The 19,080-nt window shown below is 37.2% G+C and carries 19 protein-coding genes; 13 read left to right on the plus strand and 6 right to left on the minus strand.

Annotated features, from left to right (window positions below; translation table 11 throughout):
* The 10 genes from BT156_RS11925 to BT156_RS11975 all read left to right on the plus strand — a co-directional run bounded on the left by BT156_RS11925 (nucleotide 1) and on the right by BT156_RS11975 (nucleotide 10,299).
* A complete protein-coding gene (locus BT156_RS11925; protein ID WP_072410355.1) occupies nucleotides 1-204 on the plus strand; it encodes a hypothetical protein in 204 nt (67 codons plus the stop codon).
* Between the two features lies 1 nt (nucleotide 205).
* Nucleotides 206-487: a hypothetical protein gene (locus BT156_RS11930; protein WP_072410357.1), complete on the plus strand. Its 282-nt coding sequence runs from the start codon at nucleotides 206-208 to the stop codon at nucleotides 485-487.
* Entirely contained in the window at nucleotides 471-776 is a 306-nt protein-coding gene (locus tag BT156_RS11935) for a hypothetical protein (RefSeq protein ID WP_072410359.1), read from the plus strand. The genes BT156_RS11930 and BT156_RS11935 overlap by 17 nt, the downstream gene beginning before the upstream one ends.
* The gene (locus BT156_RS11940; RefSeq protein WP_072410361.1) at nucleotides 776-1,708 is read left to right on the plus strand and encodes a hypothetical protein; all 933 of its coding nucleotides are present in this window, start codon (nucleotides 776-778) and stop codon (nucleotides 1,706-1,708) included. The genes BT156_RS11935 and BT156_RS11940 overlap by 1 nt, the downstream gene beginning before the upstream one ends.
* Entirely contained in the window at nucleotides 1,698-2,156 is a 459-nt protein-coding gene (locus BT156_RS11945) for a hypothetical protein (RefSeq protein ID WP_072410363.1), read from the plus strand. The genes BT156_RS11940 and BT156_RS11945 overlap by 11 nt, the downstream gene beginning before the upstream one ends.
* Nucleotides 2,156-2,995 carry a hypothetical protein gene (locus BT156_RS11950; protein ID WP_072410365.1) on the plus strand — a complete coding sequence of 280 codons (840 nt, stop codon included), beginning with the start codon at nucleotides 2,156-2,158 and terminating at the stop codon, nucleotides 2,993-2,995. Before BT156_RS11945 ends, BT156_RS11950 begins: the two co-directional genes overlap by 1 nt.
* A gap of 5 nt (nucleotides 2,996-3,000) precedes the next feature.
* The gene (locus BT156_RS11955; RefSeq protein WP_072410367.1) at nucleotides 3,001-4,716 is read left to right on the plus strand and encodes a hypothetical protein; all 1,716 of its coding nucleotides are present in this window, start codon (nucleotides 3,001-3,003) and stop codon (nucleotides 4,714-4,716) included.
* A gap of 120 nt (nucleotides 4,717-4,836) precedes the next feature.
* Entirely contained in the window at nucleotides 4,837-6,522 is a 1,686-nt protein-coding gene (locus BT156_RS11960; RefSeq protein WP_072410369.1) for a hypothetical protein, read from the plus strand.
* Nucleotides 6,523-7,175: 653 nt separating this feature from the next.
* Entirely contained in the window at nucleotides 7,176-7,406 is a 231-nt protein-coding gene (locus BT156_RS11970) for a hypothetical protein (RefSeq protein ID WP_072410373.1), read from the plus strand.
* A 109-nt stretch (nucleotides 7,407-7,515) separates the two neighbouring features.
* Nucleotides 7,516-10,299 (plus strand): PIN domain-containing protein, encoded by a 2,784-nt coding sequence (locus BT156_RS11975; protein WP_072410375.1) that lies wholly within the window; start codon nucleotides 7,516-7,518, stop codon nucleotides 10,297-10,299.
* Nucleotides 10,300-10,868: 569 nt separating this feature from the next.
* On the opposite strand, the gene BT156_RS11985 is transcribed toward BT156_RS11975, so the two are convergent.
* Both BT156_RS11985 and BT156_RS11990 read right to left on the minus strand, forming a co-directional pair.
* A complete protein-coding gene (locus tag BT156_RS11985; RefSeq protein WP_072410377.1) occupies nucleotides 10,869-12,266 on the minus strand; it encodes an ATP-binding protein in 1,398 nt (465 codons plus the stop codon).
* Nucleotides 12,263-12,883, minus strand: coding sequence for a DUF4062 domain-containing protein (locus BT156_RS11990; RefSeq protein WP_072410378.1), 621 nt, complete (start codon nucleotides 12,881-12,883; stop codon nucleotides 12,263-12,265). The genes BT156_RS11985 and BT156_RS11990 overlap by 4 nt, the downstream gene beginning before the upstream one ends.
* Before the next feature lie 296 nt (nucleotides 12,884-13,179).
* On the opposite strand from BT156_RS11990, the gene BT156_RS11995 reads away from it, so the two are divergent.
* Nucleotides 13,180-13,581, plus strand: coding sequence for a hypothetical protein (locus BT156_RS11995; protein ID WP_072410379.1), 402 nt, complete (start codon nucleotides 13,180-13,182; stop codon nucleotides 13,579-13,581).
* Between the two features lie 59 nt (nucleotides 13,582-13,640).
* Here BT156_RS11995 and BT156_RS12000 read toward each other — a convergent pair whose 3' ends face one another.
* Nucleotides 13,641-14,906, minus strand: a complete 1,266-nt coding sequence (locus tag BT156_RS12000; protein ID WP_170857302.1) for a phospholipase D family protein — start codon at nucleotides 14,904-14,906, stop codon at nucleotides 13,641-13,643.
* A gap of 384 nt (nucleotides 14,907-15,290) precedes the next feature.
* Here BT156_RS12000 and BT156_RS12005 point away from each other — a divergent pair, with 384 nt between their 5' ends.
* Both BT156_RS12005 and BT156_RS12010 read left to right on the plus strand, forming a co-directional pair.
* The gene (locus tag BT156_RS12005) at nucleotides 15,291-16,286 is read left to right on the plus strand and encodes a nucleotidyltransferase (protein WP_072410381.1); all 996 of its coding nucleotides are present in this window, start codon (nucleotides 15,291-15,293) and stop codon (nucleotides 16,284-16,286) included.
* A gap of 2 nt (nucleotides 16,287-16,288) precedes the next feature.
* Nucleotides 16,289-17,170, plus strand: coding sequence for an S-4TM family putative pore-forming effector (locus BT156_RS12010; protein ID WP_072410382.1), 882 nt, complete (start codon nucleotides 16,289-16,291; stop codon nucleotides 17,168-17,170).
* A gap of 12 nt (nucleotides 17,171-17,182) precedes the next feature.
* On the opposite strand, the gene BT156_RS12015 is transcribed toward BT156_RS12010, so the two are convergent.
* From BT156_RS12015 to BT156_RS12025, 3 genes are all read right to left on the minus strand, one after another.
* Nucleotides 17,183-17,974, minus strand: a complete 792-nt coding sequence (locus BT156_RS12015; RefSeq protein ID WP_072410383.1) for a hypothetical protein — start codon at nucleotides 17,972-17,974, stop codon at nucleotides 17,183-17,185.
* A 10-nt stretch (nucleotides 17,975-17,984) separates the two neighbouring features.
* Nucleotides 17,985-18,509, minus strand: coding sequence for a DUF4269 domain-containing protein (locus tag BT156_RS12020; RefSeq protein ID WP_072410385.1), 525 nt, complete (start codon nucleotides 18,507-18,509; stop codon nucleotides 17,985-17,987).
* Nucleotides 18,510-18,803: 294 nt separating this feature from the next.
* The coding region (locus BT156_RS12025) for a transposase (RefSeq protein ID WP_139255459.1) at nucleotides 18,804-19,080 on the minus strand (277 nt) is incomplete at its 5' end.

Genomic DNA, 19,080 nt, shown 5'->3' on the forward strand with positions numbered 1-19,080 from the left:
ATGGCTATTTCAGAAGAAAGACTTAAAAAAAGAATAAAAGATACAATGACTGAGTGCCAGAATGAGACAGGTGATCCGAACGGTTCTCTTGATAAAATAGCAAAAGCAATTGCAAACGCTGTTATCGAGGAATTAAAAGCTGCGGTTATTACTGGTACATGTCCTCCCAACGGAGGTCCCTTAACTCTAGGAAAAATAACATAATATGAAGGATTTTATTTTAGAAGACTATGATCTAAACATATCAGGAGGAGATTTTGAGATTGGTGAAAGCGACTCTCAAACCGTAGAATTTGTATTGATGAGCAAGCAGGGCGAATGGAAGCAGTATCCCGAAACGGGATGCGATATCGCAAAAGCTCAGTTCGGAAGCATCAATGTACTATTGGATCGCAATATCAGGGTACAGATGCAGGCAGACGGATTCAATATAGAAAAATTGAAAATAACAGAAACAGGAATAGAAATTAATGGAAAATACAGCTGATTTTAAAGTATACGATCAACAGATCTGGGAAGATATTTCTATTTATCTGTACGGAAAAGCAGATTATGCAATGGACTTGGCAGTATTGAACGGAAGTTCTGTAACTGACGATATTATGCCCGGAAAAACGATCAAAATATTTACAGATAAAGAGCTTAATAGGTTGGTTCTGTATAGTTTGCAGAGTAACAACTCTATTCCGGCCACTGCGGTAGACGTTTCACAGATGGTAGTTGAACCCGAAGGTATCGGATATTGGATAATCAAGAAAAATTTTATAGTAAAATAATGGCACGTAAAATAGAAGAAATACAACAAAGCATCCTTTTTGCCAAAAACACAGAAAAGGAATTGGATGATCTTACAACAAATAGTAAAACGGCTATCTGGCAACTTTGGATCTATATCGTATCTGTTGCTGTCTGGACTCTCGAAACACTTTTTGATAAACATAAAGCTGAGGTTAATGATGCATTGGCTCAATTAAAGCCACACTCTCCAAGATGGTATCGCAACAAAGCATTAGCATTTCAGGATGGGTTTGCTTTGATCCAAGACAGTGACGTTTTCAGGTCGGATTATTATGATATAGCAACAGATAAATGGATCCCGGCAACGGAAGAGGAGATAAGAAATTCCAAAATCATAAAATATTCTGCGGTTACAGAATCTGCGGTTGAAAGTAGATTAATTATCAAGATCGCCACCGAAATAAACAATGAACTAAGCCCGATTTCAAATGACAAGAAAAATAATTTTGAAAAATACATCAATGAAATTAAGGATGCCGGAGTTAGAGTTACCGTTGTGAATTATGAACCGGATATCTTAAAACTTCAATTAAAAATATACCGAAATCCTCTTGTATTAGACGGAAACGGAACTCTTGTACTAACCGGAGCGGGAGTGGGAGGCAATCCTGTAAAAGATGCCATCAGGCAATACATGAAGGATCTTCCTTTTAATGGAGAATTGATTTTAGCTCATTTGGTTGATAAACTACAGAAAATAGAAGGGGTAGAAATTCCTCATATCGAAGGTGCCTCCACGAGATGGATAGATTCATCATCAGGAGTTTATGGGAATTTTACAGGAGTAGATGTCAAGAAAATTCCAAGTTCAGGATATTTCAAAGTAATATTTGCAGATGAACTGAATCCTGATGATCCGGAATATCCACAAAAATTTGAAAACTCAAGTACAATAGAATATGTGGTATAATGTAGATTTTGAGAAATTACCTGTCCGCTTTTTACCAACGTTTTTACGTAAAGCGAGAATGGTAGCTTGGGTAAAGTCATTATGTTATCCGATTGAAGAATTATATATTTTATGGAGTACTAATCGTAACGATAATTTATATAAACTCGGACATAATGGGCAGATCTGTTATTTACGGGGAGCTCTTAATTTAAAGTTTGATACTGATCCAAAACGTATCAGAATTATGGAAGGAAACCAATATAAGTATCAATATATTTATTTGGATAACATCCAGCCTCGATTTTTAGGAACAATGTTTCTCTATCAGGACTCAGATTACGGAGACACAGGAGTAGATTTTATTGTAGAAGTTCCGAATGGATTAATCTACGATGACTACTCGATGAGAACAATGATAAATTTTTATAAACTGGCGTCTAAACGCTATAAAATTCAGGAATACTAATGAATAAATTTGATTTTAATCAGATAGGAGGGTTTCCTCTTTCAACAAATATATTGGATGGCATGCAAACAGCTTACTCGTTGTTTAATGCCTTGGGTGAGATTGCGGGTAATTTTGCCATTATTTCAGGATGTAACATCAATGGAAGCACGGTTTCCGATGGTGTAGTGTACATTAATGGTGAGGTATTGGCTTTTAAAGGAGGGCTTTTAGGCAGTACCGTTATTATTTCGGAAGATCCGGAAAACAGGTTTTTCGAAAGTGGAGAAAGCAAAACGGTCTTACGTAAACGATTTGCTACTTTCGGATCAAGTGTGACAAACTATCCGTGGGCAGATTTCAAAAGAGTTTTCCCTTCCGTACAGATACAAAGCTTTAAAGATAATTTTGAAGCCAGAATTACAGCTCTTGAAAACAGGCCTTCACCAATTCCTGTAGGGATGATCGCTATTTGGAATAAGCCGGCAAATGTGCCAATTCCTACAGGCTGGCAAGAATGTACTGATCTTAAAGGACGTGTTCCGGTAGGCTGCGATGATAGTGATAATGATTTTGAATTTGTAGGGAAAATAGGTGGAGAAAAAAGGCAGACATTAGTCCAAGCTGAACTTCCTAATATCCGATTAAAAACGTTTAGAAACCTGCAGGTTCCTGGTTATGGACCGGGTGGTGGCCCTAATGCTGCTGTACAGGTGGCAAATGGAGGTAAAGAAAACTATTATATTACAGGTACGTGGCAAGAACCTGATGTTTATCAAACATCTCCTTTAGGAAGTGGTGCTTCTCACAACAACCTTCAGCCATACCGTGTCATTCGTTTCATTGAATATGTAGGATAAAAACCATGAGTACAGATAAAACAATATTAAAAAGCTGGTTTGTTACAGGTGAAAAGCCTACACAGGATCAGTTCTGGGCGTGGATGGAAAGCTACTATCATAAAAACGACCAACTTCCCATGAACGCTGTTTATGGACTGGAAAATGCTCTGGCCAATAAAGCAGAAGCTTCATCTTTACAATATTTTGCTATTAAGGACGGAAGTAACATCACAAATATAGAAGATTGGAAGGATAAATTAAATATCAATCAATTAGATGTAAAAAAAGCAAATAAAGATGCTTCCGGGTTATCGCAAGACAACATAAATGCGTGGAAAAGCGTCCTTAATGTAGGAGACTTACCGGAAAATATTGCCACCAATGATGGTGAAGACGATAATGGAGATACTATTTCCGGAACATCTTATACCAAAGAGCAAAGTGACGAAAAATATTATCAGAAAGTAGCTCCTCAGTATTTTAATTCTAATTATGTTCTGCTTGCAGATGGAACTCCAAAAGCAGCAGGAGATTTGGGTAAAAATATTGCCAACTCATCGCTTACTTCAATTGCAGGAGCGGGAATGACCTTGGGTTCTGCTTATACGTGGAATACAGCCGCTCAGAATTTCAATATTACAGGACTTGTTAATAAAGTGAATGACTCTTCTTTTACGAATATGTTAGTTCAAAACAACTCCGGACAGGTAGGATATGCAAATCTTTCTCAATTGTTTATGAAACTTCCTGAATATATGACTGTAACACAGAGAAATGACTGGATTTCCAAAATGAACGTTGATATTGCCAATACTTATTTACAGCTGATTACCGTTATTGATGGAAATTTTATTAACGGAACTCAAAATCATGTTATTACAATTTATGGATTGAATATCAACAAACTGCAAGGGCTCGATCAGGTTACTATGGAATTAATAGGACCAGACGGAAACCCTGTTCCTGATAATATGTTTGATGTAACATCTTATTCTGTAAACAGTAACAGTGAGCTGGCGGTAAGTTTCCATTTTGAGCCTTCTTACACATTTATGACTGGAGAATATACTTTAAAAGTTATTCGAAAGCTTATTGTTCTTGGGGAAGTTGGTATTATAGCTTATAACAATTATAATGACCAGGTTATACCTGAATCTGAATTTACTTTAACAAATAATGGTTTATCACAAGTAACTTATTCTAATGGTACTTTTGATGTATCTGGTGTAACTAACGGAGCGACTGCTATTATGAAGAGTATAAATCCTTTATCCGTAAATTCCGATTATGATATCATGTATTCTATATCGGGAGCGTTTGTGGGACTAAATTGGGGGGCTGCCAATCAAAATACGGCATTAGGTTTCCAGTCAGGATTATCTATCAATGGTACATCCGTACAGGTTGGAGCTGCTGCTGGGGCTTATGAAGGAGGATTAGGTTTTTTAAATTCTGCTGCTTACAGAATAATGTCAGGAGCTACTCAAATTCTGGGCTACACAGAAAATTCAACTTCGGGGCAACAAAAATCTATTTCGTTAAAAGTAGTTCTACAAAAAAGAGGAAATCGTTATAAAGTTATTATTTATAAATTAGAAGATAATTCTTTGCTATATGCAGGAACATTTAATAACACGACGGGAGAGCCCATTTATTTTTACACAAATTTTGTGAAATCAGGCAATAATTCTTATCTATCTACCAATATGACAGGATTAACCCGCAGAACTTATAGCTAATCTATTCCAAATCAAATTTCTGATTTAATTTTTATCATCCGTTGCTTAATCTGAAGTAACGGATGATAAATCTTACATTTTAATAAAAGATAAATCAGAGTATAAACATAAATAAAAAACATGAGTACAGATAAAACAATATTAAAAAGCTGGTTCATCACCGGAGAAAAACCCACACAGGATCAGTTCTGGGCTTGGATGGACAGCTATTACCATAAAAACGAACTTCTTTCCATGAATGCTGTTTATGGATTAGAGAACGCTTTAGCCAATAAAGCAGAAGCTTCATCTTTACAATATTTTGCTATTAAGGACGGAAGTAATATCACGAACATAGAAGATTGGAAGGATAAATTAAATATCAATCAATTAGATTTAAAAAAAGCAAATAAAGATGCTTCAGAATTATCACAAGACAACATAACCGCTTGGAAAAGTGTGCTTAATGTAGGCGAATTGCCGGAAAATGTTGCTACCAATGATGGTGAAGACGATAATGGTGACCCAATTTCGGGAACATCTTACACCAAAGAGCAAAGTGACGAAAAATATTATCAAAAAGTAGCGCCTCAATATTTTAATTCTAATTACGTTTTACTTGCAGATGGAACCACGAAAGCTGCGGGAGATCTGGGGAAAAATGTTGCCAATTCTTCCTTGACTTCCATTGCCGGAGCCGGACTTACTTTGGGTGCCGATTGGGCTATAAATACAGCCGGATTGTCATATTCAATAACGGGATTAAGTGATGTTTCAAATAATACAGCTTTCAACACATTATTGTCTCAAAATGCAGCCGGACGTATCGGGAAAACCAATGGAAAACAACCTTTCCTAAATCTTCCCACGATGCTTTCTGATGCAGAAAAAACGAACTGGAAAACTCAAATGAACGGAGGGTGGACTACCAATACTATGAGTGTAGGTTTGATCTCTCCGCCAATCATTAACAAAGCTCTTAACAGTAATACATGGATTGTTTTAAAAGGGGCAAATCTTAATTTACCGCCAACTTCTTTTGGGCTTGAAATTATGAATGAAGCCGGAAATACCGTTCTGGCTACAGTTCCGAATGCTCAGATACAATTATATCAAAATGGAATTGATCTTACTTTTTATTATAATTTTCACAGTTTAGCTAACGGGAATTATAGGATCAGATTATGGAATGGGGTAGCATATTACGTTACTTCGCTTACCATTCAGGTTACGGATACATTGCGGGCAGTAGATTTAGGTTTATTAAACTGGAATGTAAAAACCTACAACGATGCTACAAGTTCCGTGATTTATGGCGATGGACCTTTGGCGAGAATTACACCGGATGCCGCAGTTAAACCATTAGCGGAAGGTCCGGATATAATTGCCTCTGTAAAATCTAATGTGTTGTTTGGAGCCGGACAAGATTTTTATTTACGTTTTAATATATCTTACAACGATACTAGTACTACTAATGCGGATACCTTTATCGGATTAATGGCGGAAAGTACACCAAACTCTTTAAGCAACAACAACTTTCTTAACTTTCTATTCGATAGTTTTATTGTTCATTATACAGCTGTAAACTTTGCTTTTAATGGCACGCCTGTAGAAAGTACTAATACAGGAAGCTTATCAACAAAAGGTATAACCATAATAAGAAAAGGAATTACCTATTCCGTTATTATTGAAACACAAACACAGGGAACCAAATTCTTCTCTCTTACCAATACTTCAGCGGCTGTTGCTTTATGCATGTTGGGTACCAACTCCCAAAGAGCTTATCAATTCTCTGTAGCTATACAGGAAGCATATTTATTAAATTAATTTTATCAATAAAAAGTCTCAGTAATACTGGGACTTTTATAAATTATATCTAACAAAAAGGGTGCAATAAAAGTGTTTAATACGACAAAACTTGACGCATTTTAAATTTTTAATACTTTGAAAATTAATAAATTATCTCTTGTGTTAAAGTCTTAATTAAACATAATATTCCATTTTAAAAGTTATAATTTTGTGTAATTAAATGCTCAATATTAAGTCATGTATGCTTTAGTAGATTGCAATAATTTTTTTGTTTCATGTTATCACAAGTTAATTATTATCAATAGATGATTTAAATTTCTTGTTTAATCAACTTATTATTAAGCTTGATTGTGATAAGAATGTTTTGATTATAATAACTAAAATGAATCTTCAATATCCATAAATTTTATATTATCCGTATTTATACGGATATTTTTTTTGGTGATTTTTCCTAATTTTCACTATAATTTGCATTTTACAGAAAACGAAAATATAGTACTGAATCCACAAAAGACTGATTTTAAAAATCTGGATACAATACTTTGGAATATAGAAAGGCTAAGATGTGATGATAATTCAATTGTACCAGTCGCTTTAGCTGATAAGCTTATTTCACTATATAGCCATCTGAGTTCAAGTATTTTAGAAAAATTTGTTAAAAAACATACAAAATGATTTACGTAGAAAGAAATATGATTCCTCTGCCAGAAGTTTTTTATTCAAAAGATGGCGAATACGCGGATTTTGATAAAGAGTGGCTTGTGCCTCCCGCTACGCAGCGGCTATTCGAGGGAGGGAAAGTTGAATATTCCTCTATTTTGGATGGAGCCTGCTTTGAAGGCCCCCAATATTTTAGGACAGATAAAGAGCAGCTTCAGGTACATAAGACACTGGATTATTAAAATCTGCATTACCCAAAAGAATAGCAAAAAATATATCAATAAACTTATTATGTATAAAAATAACGGGGCTTCATCTTTAATTTACCTTAACTTTTTTAATAGAATTTGAATGGCAAAAAGTGTACTTCTCGATACAAATATTTTAAGACAATTAATATCTCCAACCGAATTCAATCCATATTTACGACAAATAATTGAATGGCAGAAAGAGGAGCATGTAAGACTCTATTGTCCCCCCACTTTAAAAAGAGAGTGGAAAAAACATAGCGAAATAGAATTTAAAAGAATACGTCAGATTCTCAAAAACCATGAGAGTGCGCTAAAGGCTAGTAACCTGTTTGAAGTTACTCCTGATGTTACCGATGTAAAATTAAATGCTGCGGAAAAAAGATTATGGGCACAAGTTGAAGCACTGGACCAACTAATGGAAAGTGCAGTAACTCCAAGTGAAGAAGAGGCTGTCATTCGTATGTGGGAACATAGGGCAGCTGGTAAGGCTCCTTTTCGCGTAAAGGAAAACAGTGAAAACGATGCAGTTATTCTTTTTTCAACCTTGGAGCAGCTTATTAAGAAGCAGGAAAGTGAACTTTATTTTTTTTCAACTAATCATAAAGATTATGCTGCTCTAGGTAATGAAGAATTTATTCATGCAGATATCAGCGATGCTTTTCCATCAGTAAAGATCATATATTTCAGAGATGTTGTGCAAGGGGTTAATAAACTGGCGGAAGTAGGTCTCCCAACAAACAAGAAAAAGCTAGACACTTCTAAGATGCGAGTGCCAAACTTTTTTCCCGTTGATCAGACTAAAAACGAGTTTGGGCAGCTGTATGAATATTTGGATAAACGTTTCGCAGATATTGATTTTCTTCCCAAGAGCCTATTTACTTATCATTATCCCATAATGATTGGAGCCGATTATCAAGAAAGGAGAGAGGCTTTTACAATCAATACAGATAACCAAATTTTGTTTGAAAGCCTATCCGAAAAATTTGCAGACCTAGTAGAATCTAGAGCTTCGGGTAAAACAGGATCAGAGCATGTAAAAATGGAGGATGAGTTGCTATCATATTTACGAAATAACCTTGTACGTACAATAAGATACAATCATAGAGAGACATTACAACTGCCATTATCAATTGACACCAACTGCACTTGTGCTGTTTGTACATATAACAAAGGAAATTTATATTCTTCTTTTTCCCTCCTTGAACAGGCACGAGATGAACCAGAATCTTTAAAGAAAGCCTATACATTTTACCTGCACGGAATGTGGGGTGAAGCGGTTTCAATTCTCAAAAAGGTTTCTGAATCAGCGGAATCTAATCATAAATGGCTAACACACTATATAGCAAAATATAATCTGCTGCTTTTGGGAAGGCTTTCGAGATTTCGGCCTCTTGATGAGGCAATAGAAAGTAATGTTTTTGCTGAACTTCGCGAGATTGAAATGGATGGTGTTTTAGAAGAGTGTAAAAGTCCATCAAACAACAAAATTCTTGAAATGTTGCATTATGGGAAATTCCTGGATCATGCAAGTGAAGAAATGCAGGCTATAGTTTCAAAGATAAAAAATTCACAAATCGATCAGGACAGTGGGTGGTCAGAAGATGCCAGCAAGATGCTTGATCTTTTTTTTGAAACAATTTATTTTATGGAGCGCAATTACATAATGGTAGATGAGTACTCTGATGTAAATAGATTTACCGAATATTTCTTGGATGGATTTTTTGCCTCTTATCAATGTAATGAAAATCTAAGCGGTAAAGTTGGTCATCTTTCAGATCCTATACTGGCAAAGATTATATCTTACGCAAACGCAGACAAGATTATTAAGTACAAGGAAAGATACGACATTAAAAAAATAAAATATGTTCGAGATAATGTCGGTTCGACCTTTGTAATTAAAATAATCGAGATGCTGAAATCGTATGAATTTTTGATTGATTTGTTCAAAAGTAAAAGGTATGACAGAATCTCAAGCGTTTGGTCTAAATTCCGAAGAATTGTTGTAAATACGCTTACAGTGACATCTTTGGTCGAGATGCAAGCTGATGAAATTGAAGCTATTTCTAGGGAACTTTTACCATTTTTGAAAATCCAGAATCATATTAAGGGACTTGAACTTACTAACTCCCTTTCATATTTTTTGAAAAGCAATGCGGAACTCATGAACAAGGAGATTCTGAGAGAATTTCTGCATTTGGCCTTTATAGGACAAGGATTTGATCGCGATACGATACTTAAGTCAATATCGGGGGTAGCAAAAAAGAAAAAACTTACAGTTTGCCTTAAAGATTTGGAGTGGCAATTATGGAGTTCAGAATATCTGATTGTTGAAAACGCGGAAGAGGTCATTGTGGAAATATGTTATTTATATTTATTTACCACTAATAATTTACATAAAAGCTCGATTATTGATTTTATAGAAAAAAGTTTAGAGGCAAATTTTAATGGAAGAATCTACTACATGACTGTTATGGATGGATTAGTACAACCCACGGAAAAATTTAATGAGAAATACGAAACTGAAATCCTACAGTTTGCACTTGAGGGAAGGCAACCAAGAATATTTGAAACGAAATCATATAATCATCGTTATATCGACGAATTTATAAATCTATCATTTTATCTTGATCGTCCAATATCTACGGCTTTAAAAGCTGCATTGGCTAATTTGGATCAATATTATATGTGGCTAATTGATATTGATGGTTTTAACTATGAAAAATTTGATCCAGATTGGTTGTATAAGCACCTAACAATCTATTACAAGAAATATTTTAGAAACAGTGACAGCTTAAAGAGAAAAATCCGTTCTGAGATTATGAAATCAACAGATTTTAGGCTTGCCCGTTTATATTTGGATCTGTATGAGAAAGAAAGTCAATAAATTTGATACTTGATTACAAAGCTCCTAATAAATTGAATATAGGAGCTTTAGATATCAGGGGCTGTCTTTTAAAATAAAAACAATTATTTGCTGTATTTTTCTCGTAGCTTATCCGCCCAGCGGATTTTATAAAGAAGCACTTCGAAGATATCGGCAGGGAATAAAAACTGCCTCTTGCTTTTTCCATTTCTTTTTTACCAAGACCAGCTGAAAGCTGACAAGACTAGGGATTTCTCCTATATAATGGAAATTTTTCTTGCAAATGAAAATTGGGCATCTGCGAGATCCTAGAGTGCCATGCTCGTTCCCGCGCCTGACGCGCAAATGTTGAATTAGTTTTTATCCGGCATTGTCCGGCAATCGGCGCAGACCATTTTTCGCCAATTGGCGCGCTTATTTTGTTTCTATCCGGCATTATCCGGCAATCTGAACAAAGATTTTCACGCTTAGGCGCGTAAATGGATGTCTATACAGAATATTTCATCTAATCCGGCATTATCCGGCAAAAGCGCAAAATCTTTATGCGCGCCGAAAGTAAGTTTGGCGCGCATTTTAAGATTTTTATTATTCTATCCGGCATTATCCGGCATTTTTTTGCGCGTGCGCGAATAGCTAGTTGTTGGTCCCTTGCCTATCTTGGATAGCCACCCGCCTTCAACCAGTTTCTGTAGATCGCCTCTAGCGGCCCTCTGCTGGATTTCGCCCTCAAAGAAGGTCTCGTATTCATCCCTGCTGAATTTTCCCTCCGATCCAAAATGCTCAAGAAACCTGCGCATGCGCTCATTGAATTCAACAGGTCTGGCGATCCCGTAAAGGGTCAGTGTAGTATATCCGTTTTGTGTTGACCATTCCGGCGTCTGCAAGCCAAGGTCAACAAAACGCTCTTTGATCAGTGATAATCCGCGGCCGAGCTTTTCCATTTTCCCCCTAAGATAGAACATATGAGCAATGGTAGGATTGCGCAATACCGAATGGTGGGCTTCGATCGTGCTTTTTCCAGTAATGATAGCCGATGGTATCTCTCCAGAATTGATGATCTCGATCTTGTCCGGGTAGATATTTATAGTGATATCGCCACCCATATCTCCGTAGTCCCTGTGCACCATCGCATTTACGATGGCTTCGTCCAAGGCATCGGAAGGGAATTTTTCACGGTTGATCCTATCCCAGCTGTCATTTCTGAATTCGCTGACCATAGGCAGCCGCTCCCTGAAATAATTGCTTACCTTTTCGAAAGACGAAAAAAGATCGCTTTCGATTATTGTTGTATCTGCATACCTGTCTCCGGTTTTTCCTTCCGGCATGACCGTTATGCGGATCCTGCACTGTGCAAGAAACTGCGCAGGGGTTTTTCCGAACAGGACAACGGCACCGTTCTTTACCGCAGCATAGTCGATCAGCTGGAAATAGCTTAAAAACTCGCGTCGATCGGTTGGAATGGCATTGCCTTTGCCTATCTTTTGGGCTTCCTTTATGGTGAGTTCGATCTCCATGTTTCTCAGGTCTGATATTTCGGCGTCTATCATCGTCTGTTTTTCCCAGGTAGAAGTATGCTCGTTGGAAGAGCGAAGCAGCAAACTGATATCATCCGAAGCCGCAATCTTGGTCGATCTTGCCGACCTCACATAATACTTCTGATCCAAAGAATAAGGTGGCCTTGCCCCTTTCAGGACGTTGATAAGCCCTACGGTCTTGCCTTCATAGGTGTCACGCTGCACATACACCAAGGGCTGCGGGAATATACGGTCATTGATGTCGCTCCTCAGCTGATCCATCTGAACAGCTGTAAGCTCGGATGCTCCAAGTAATCTCTTTCCGTCATGGCCAATTACGATCCATCCTCCCTCCCCATTTAGAAAAGCGCAAACCGATTGCAGCAACTGATCTGGGTCAAATCCTATATAAAATTCGATTTGGGCGTTTTCCTGTTGCCTTGTCAGCTCGTTAATAAAAGAATTTATGCTCATGCTCCTGGTGCTTTTGATTTATCTATAAGTTTCTGGATCCGCTCGGGATATTTGAATTGGGCGTCGATGTGCAGCTTGATATCATCATAGCTGACATATTGCTGAACCCAATTGCCTTTGCGCATCGCTATCGGATATTCTTTGTCCTTAATGGCTTCTCCATACATCCTGATGCACCTGGTATCCATTACTTTGTTGCCGTCAAACGATATCTGGCCAAAATCTATTTTTTTTGCGGTCTTATCTTCTACCACAAAGCTGTCCTTGAACAGCATGCGGGTAAACGCAACCCTATGGTCTGCGAAGACAAACCTTGGAATTTCACGGCTGTAGGCCATGTGGAATTCCTGATGGGTGATCGAAAGGCCGCCACGGTCTAATACGCCCGATCCGTAGTCTGGGCGGATAAAGCCCAAAAACACATCGCATTCCTTGACCCCGTCAAGACAATTTTCCAGGTTCGACTGCTGGCTGTCCAAAAGGATCGTACCCCGATGGGACATCAGTACGTCATAGCCATATCCGTCCAATAAACTGTATATCTGATTGAGCTGATACTCAAAATCATAAACCGTAGAGGCCACGAAAACTTTGATGTGGTTTCTTTTTACGCTCATTGATTATTTTTTCCTGGTTAGTAGTTTTTAGAAAGGCATATTCGCCTAAACAAATATAAGAAATTATTCATTTGCATACCCGTATGGGCAGTTCCGAAAAGCAGATCACGGACAGGACGGGGGAGCGGGTTGAAAATCGTGATTGGGAAATGAGCAAAACCTCGTGATAAAAGCGTTTTAAGGCGCGCCGGGATTGCTTCCCACAGATCAGATCCCAAGAAAAACAGAAGGTTAAGGCGCAGGATGATATCTTTGAACCGTTATTTTTCTTAAATTGACCATTTAATTAGCCAATAATGAATATCGACAAGGAAGCAGTTGCTTTATACGCCGCCGGACTATCTACCGTTCTGCTGTTCATCAAGATCTATGAAATGTGGACAGCGCGTTTTCGGCTTGACACCTATCTTGCCGTAGAAGGCCCCGACGAAGACAAAAAGGTCGTGATTACAAACCTGTCGGCAAAAGCCGTACACATCACGCATTTTGAAATGTACTGGGCATCGCACCGATGGTCGGAAAAAAAATATGTCTACAAGGAATATGACCTGTATGAAAATGTACAGATAGGAGCTTACGGTGTAAAGAGCCTTCTCTTTAGGGAACAGGATTACTTCAAGCTTGAAAGAGACAAAAAGCTGTTTATCAAACTATACATCGCGGGAAAAAAGTATCCAAAAACGCAGCGGCTGTATTAAAGATATTCAATTCTGGTATTAATGCGCAAATTTTCAAACGTATTCTAGCAACACATTGTTTACCATTTGTGTTTGATGAGCTCATAGGTAGGCAGCAGCAGCGCAAAATTCTCGATCACGGTATCCGCAATGTTATCTGTGGACAGTTTGGGATCATCTGGCCTAAAATTGGTGCCGATAATAAAATAATGCCTGGAATCTGCGCTCAGCAAAAACTCGGTCAATTCCTGTTCCGATCCGAACTCATCGGCATATCTGCTCTCTCCGTTCAATTCTATAAAATAATCACTTGGCAATTGGCTTACGATCTCATAGAACCTCTCCCTGTAACTGTGGTCGGCCTGCAGTTTTTTCTTTAGATAATCCCTGTCATAAGGACTTCCGTTGTCCTTGCCGATCCTGTTCCATATTCCCACATTGTCCTTATGGACTATAACCTGTAGGCGCATAAAGCCTAGCGGCGTTTCTTTGTCGCCATATTCCTTGATCTCTCGTTTGCCACGTCCGTAGTGCAACCAGATAGCTAAAAGCTCGTTGGCAGTGAATAGGCCGTGCACTGCCGACGAAACAATGTCGTCAAACGCATAATGTTCGGCAAGGTTCCATTTTTTTGCCCTGATTTTTGGTAGCAGCAGATCGTGAAGCCTGTATAACTGGCTTCTCACGTTTTGTCTTTCCATATTCGACTTTGCTGACCGGTCTGTTGGCTTTCTGCCTTCAAATGCACGGAAGTGTTCCTTCTTAAAAAACTGGTTCTTGAAATCGATGCTTTCAAGATCGATGCCTTTATCATCGCCGGGGAAAAGCTGCGCCATTTCTTCCTGTTCTTTTTTCATACGCTGCTTGCGCTTATGAAACAACAGTTCATAAGCCTGCAGGAATTCTTCTGTTATAATCTTGCCGTGCTTGTTATTTACACTGAACCACTGGAGCGACTTCTCGCAGAAATTCGCGTCGTCTATTTTTGCGCCCAATTCGATGTTCTTATCTAAGCCGCCGTCGGTACAGTTTCCCGAACCCACAAAGGCATGGTATTTTCCATTGGTATTGATAATATAAAGCTTGGGATGGAATAGTTTACCATCTTTATGGTAAACCTTGCTTTGAAACAGCCCGTTGCCATCTACCTCCATGAGGTGCCTCAGCACTTTTGGGGAAGTTGGCAGGCCTATACCCACCAAATAATTCTGTTTGGCGGATGGATTGATGTTTTTTTGGATGAAGTCAAATCCGGCATCAGAGATCATGGCAACTGCGATCCATATTTCGTCGCAGCCAGCCAACAATAGTTTTAATTCGGGATAAAGCCTTAGCTTGGGTTCCATCATAGTATATTGTCACAATGGAAGATAGGTTGTTTCCAATGATTTAATTTTAAGAATGGAAGTTATCAAAAGTTTTGCTTTATGCAACTAGGTGTTTTTACGGATTTCTAAAATGACCCAGGATTGTTGGCATTTAAAGATACAAAAATGGATTTTTACACTTTTTGAAAAATATATATTAGTAAAGAATAAGTAATCAATTATGCAAATTTGTCACATTTTAGAGCAATTGTTTGATAGTTTAATGATTAATTGGCAGTTTTTTACGAATGGTCTTTTTGTTGATTGACAATCGGTTAACCATCAACACTTTTAGAAGTGACATCAAAATAAATTTGATTCTATGGAGATTGTGGCAATTAACCAAATTAAACATAAGTATTAATGGCGAAAACAGTAAATGCGGCCTTTGATTATTTTTTGAGAGAGAAGGTGCGAATCGATAAAGATCGTTCCGATGTTGCTAAGTCGAGTAAAAGTAATTTGATTGAAGAGATCAAAAAATTTCCTAATGACGGAAAGTTTCCCCAATTACATCCTGACATAAGCATCGATTATGGTTCCTTTTCCAGAAAAACGAAAATCAGGCCGTTGGATGATATTGATTTAATGATAATTCTCGATGGCCAGGGAAGCACATGGGATGAAGTGGGTGATCATCTTGTCATCCGAGTAAATAATAGCGCTTCGAAGCTCTTGGATCTTTGTCATGATTTTTCTAATGAATTGAATTCAATAAAGGTTGTAAATAAGTTTGTGGAATATCTGTCTGGTGTAACAAATTATAAAAAGGCAGATGTCAAAAGGAATATGGAAGCAGCAACCTTAAACCTTATTTCATACGAATGGATCTATGATATAGTTCCCTGTTTTATAACTAAAGAAGATGGTTTAGGTAAACAGTTCTATGTTATTCCTGACGGCAAAGGCAATTGGAAGGCAACAGATCCGAGAATCGATAAGGTAAGAACGCAACAGGTAAATAATGCCCAGAAAGTATCTGTGCTTGATATGATCAGGCTTATGAAATATTGGACTAAGCGCCCAACGATGCCAACAATGAAATCCTACTTTTTGGAAAATCTTATACTCGATTACTATGGAGCGCACAATGATAGCGTCCAGTGGGTTGATCGCGAACTTCCCTCTTTGTTTCAGTACATTTATCATAACGTAATGAAAGTATTGAATGATCCAAAAGGCTATCAGGGTGATATCAATCATTTGAGTTATGAAGAAAGGCAAAAGATAAAAGATAGAGCGTCAACTGATTATGATAAGGCACTCGAGGCTATCCAATTTGAAATTGATAATGATATGAGTCGAGCAATTGGCAAATGGCGAGAGATTTTTGGAGATGAATTCCCAATGTACTATTAGTTATGGAGAATACTATTTTAACGAGACAGAACGAGCAAGCTAATATTGATAGGCTTTGCGCTCAAAAGCAGATTTATATCAATGCCAAGAAACTTTTTATGTTCCAAATTATTATTACGGTTCCAGTAACCGTAATATTGGCACTCCTGAAGTTGATTTTAATGCTTACTTTCAAAATTGATATTAGCAGCTATGTTGTTGTTTATGGTATCGCTATAGCTTTATCTGATCTAGCTTTAATTACGCCTCTGATTGGTGATACAAAAAAGAATGGAGCTAAAGTTCAAGAGCTATTTGACTGTTCGGTATTTGCTTTAGGGTGGAACAGCCTGTTTGTAGGAAAAAAGCCACCACAAGAGATAATCAATAAAAACAGCAGGAAATTTTTGAAATCCAAACCAGATATGGCCAAAATTTACAATTGGTATCCTGTTGAATTGGTTAAGCATGAAGATAATAAAGCAATTTTACTGTGCCAAAAAACAAATTTGAACTACGATAGCTCATTAAGAAACAGCTATCTAAAAAGAGTTGTCATGGTAGGTTTAGGAACGCTTCTTATATTAGTTTTATTCGGTCTTTTGGAAGATTATTCGGTGAAAAATTTCTTTATTCAGCTGGGTGCATCATTTCTGCCAGTTTTTGTGTTGGCATTAAAAATCTTTATCGAACAAAACAAGACAATCAAAAGTTCTGAGGAGCTCGATGGCTCTATTACCAGCCTTCTGGAACAAGAAAATGCTTTAACTCAAATTCAGGTACGAAACATACAAGACCGAATCTATATAAACAGAAAAGATGGAGGCTTGGTACCAGAATTCTTTTACCAACTAAAGCGTAAAAGCCTTGAAGAAGACATGCACGACAATGCGTCGAGGTTTTAGTAAGATACTGCACTAACTAATGTTGTATTTTCTCTTGATCGCGGTCCATTGAGTAGTAAGGTCATTGTTGCACTTATCATAAATTTTAGATGGAATATCGGCTGGAATTCGGCTATGCAGCGTTTCGTAGTTCAACCAATATTTATAAACCAGCGAGGCTTTTGAGGACGGATTATTTTTGAAATCTGGATTGTTGAATAATGTGACCCAATCTTGCTCAATTTGGTTTAATCGATTTAGTAGTATTAAGTGCTTCACTACTGCACCAAGAAGGGTAGTAGAAAAAAGGAGCTGCAATAATGACAAGGCGAATGTCGGTTGTTGCTTGAATCCAAAAAAAGCAAATACAACGATTGTGATCAAAGCTATGGCAGGAACGATTATTTTTTGGACTGTAAGTTTTTTTGTCAAGCTGTGAGTAAAGAAACAGTTTTCGAATAAATTAACAGCGACTTTGTATAATCCCTGGGTCACCTCGTCGTTATCATAATATGCTACAGACTGTTTTAGGGATAGATTCGATCCAATGGAATTGTCCAAAAAATCATCGCGCCTTTTATTATCGCTAATTGGTACCAAAATTAAATCGACGATGCCCTCTGAAAAAAAGAAGCTTATCAAGAAAATAATATTTACTATTTGTCCGATTTCAAATATTTTTGTGGAAAGGAGTTCTGGTTTATCATGTGGCAAAACCAAGTCTAGCAGCGAAAGAACAAAAATTGCCCAAAATAGGAAATTAGAAAAAGCTCTTATTCGATTTATAGTTGTAAATGTTGCGTAATGAGGAGCGAATTGTGCCATTATTGTATTTTTAGGTTTCTAGTTTAAGGATTTCAAGATAAGGATTCCCGGCAAATCCCAAAAGCCTGCAGAATGCCGGTTCGGTTTTGAGTCCAGATTTTTTCAAGGCAATAATTTGAGCCTTAAAGTTTTCGTCTTTATCTAAGAGTATTTTTTGTTCGATTAAAAGATGCCTAAAACCCATTTGCATTTTTGTGGGAATTTCCTGGCCAAAAATCTGGAATGGCACTTTTTCTAATACGAAATCAGCTGTAACAGTAGGATTTCCATAGATCCGAGAAGAGTAAATATTGAAAGATTCCTGCTTGCTAAATTTTTCAGAGAGGTCAGCGATAAAGCCTTCCTTGTTATCGTATTTGCAAATAATATCTAAATCACTTCCAGGCACGTCAATTGCCAAGGGAATACTTCCTACTACTAAAGGGTCATACTCGGCAAGTTTGCCCATAATTTGGTGTTTTATAAGAAGCTTATAAACTTTTTTTTGAACTGAATTTCCTGCACTAAGATAATCGAACGTACTAAGATCTATCATGACTTCAAAGATAAGAACAATATTTTAGGTGGTTGATCAGCGTACTCCAATCTTTTATAGAGTTATTTATAGCAATGGAAAAGAAAAATGAAGAAAGTTATTAATAAACTCAAGGTTTTATAATGTAGTCGCTAATGACTGCAATACTATCTGTAATCGGGCTTGCCTATAAACTGGTAATTCAATAACAGTTAGTCAAGTTCAAACGAGCCTTATTTTGGTCTTCAAATTTTTCATAAATTGGGGGATTGAACAAACTATTGGCTGTTCAATCTAAATTAACCTGAGTTCGGGTTAAGCGAAGTTTAAGAATAATTGACCATCATTTACTTTTTTTAAATTTAATGATGGTTTTTTTGGAAAGAAACAATACGCAGTAAGGCTTCCCAAAATATTTATCATAAAGTTGTTTACACTTCTATGACGAGTGTGCTCCACTTGACAATGATTTTTCAATTCATCGTTTATCGTCTCAATGATCGCTCTTTTGCGAAGTAAAATTTTGTCTTCCATCTTCATAATATGGTTCTTCATATTCTTGCGAAGTTTAGTAAAAAGCTGAATTCCATCC

It is taken from the genome of Chryseobacterium limigenitum, from assembly GCF_900114875.1.
GTDB lineage: Bacteria > Bacteroidota > Bacteroidia > Flavobacteriales > Weeksellaceae > Chryseobacterium > Chryseobacterium limigenitum.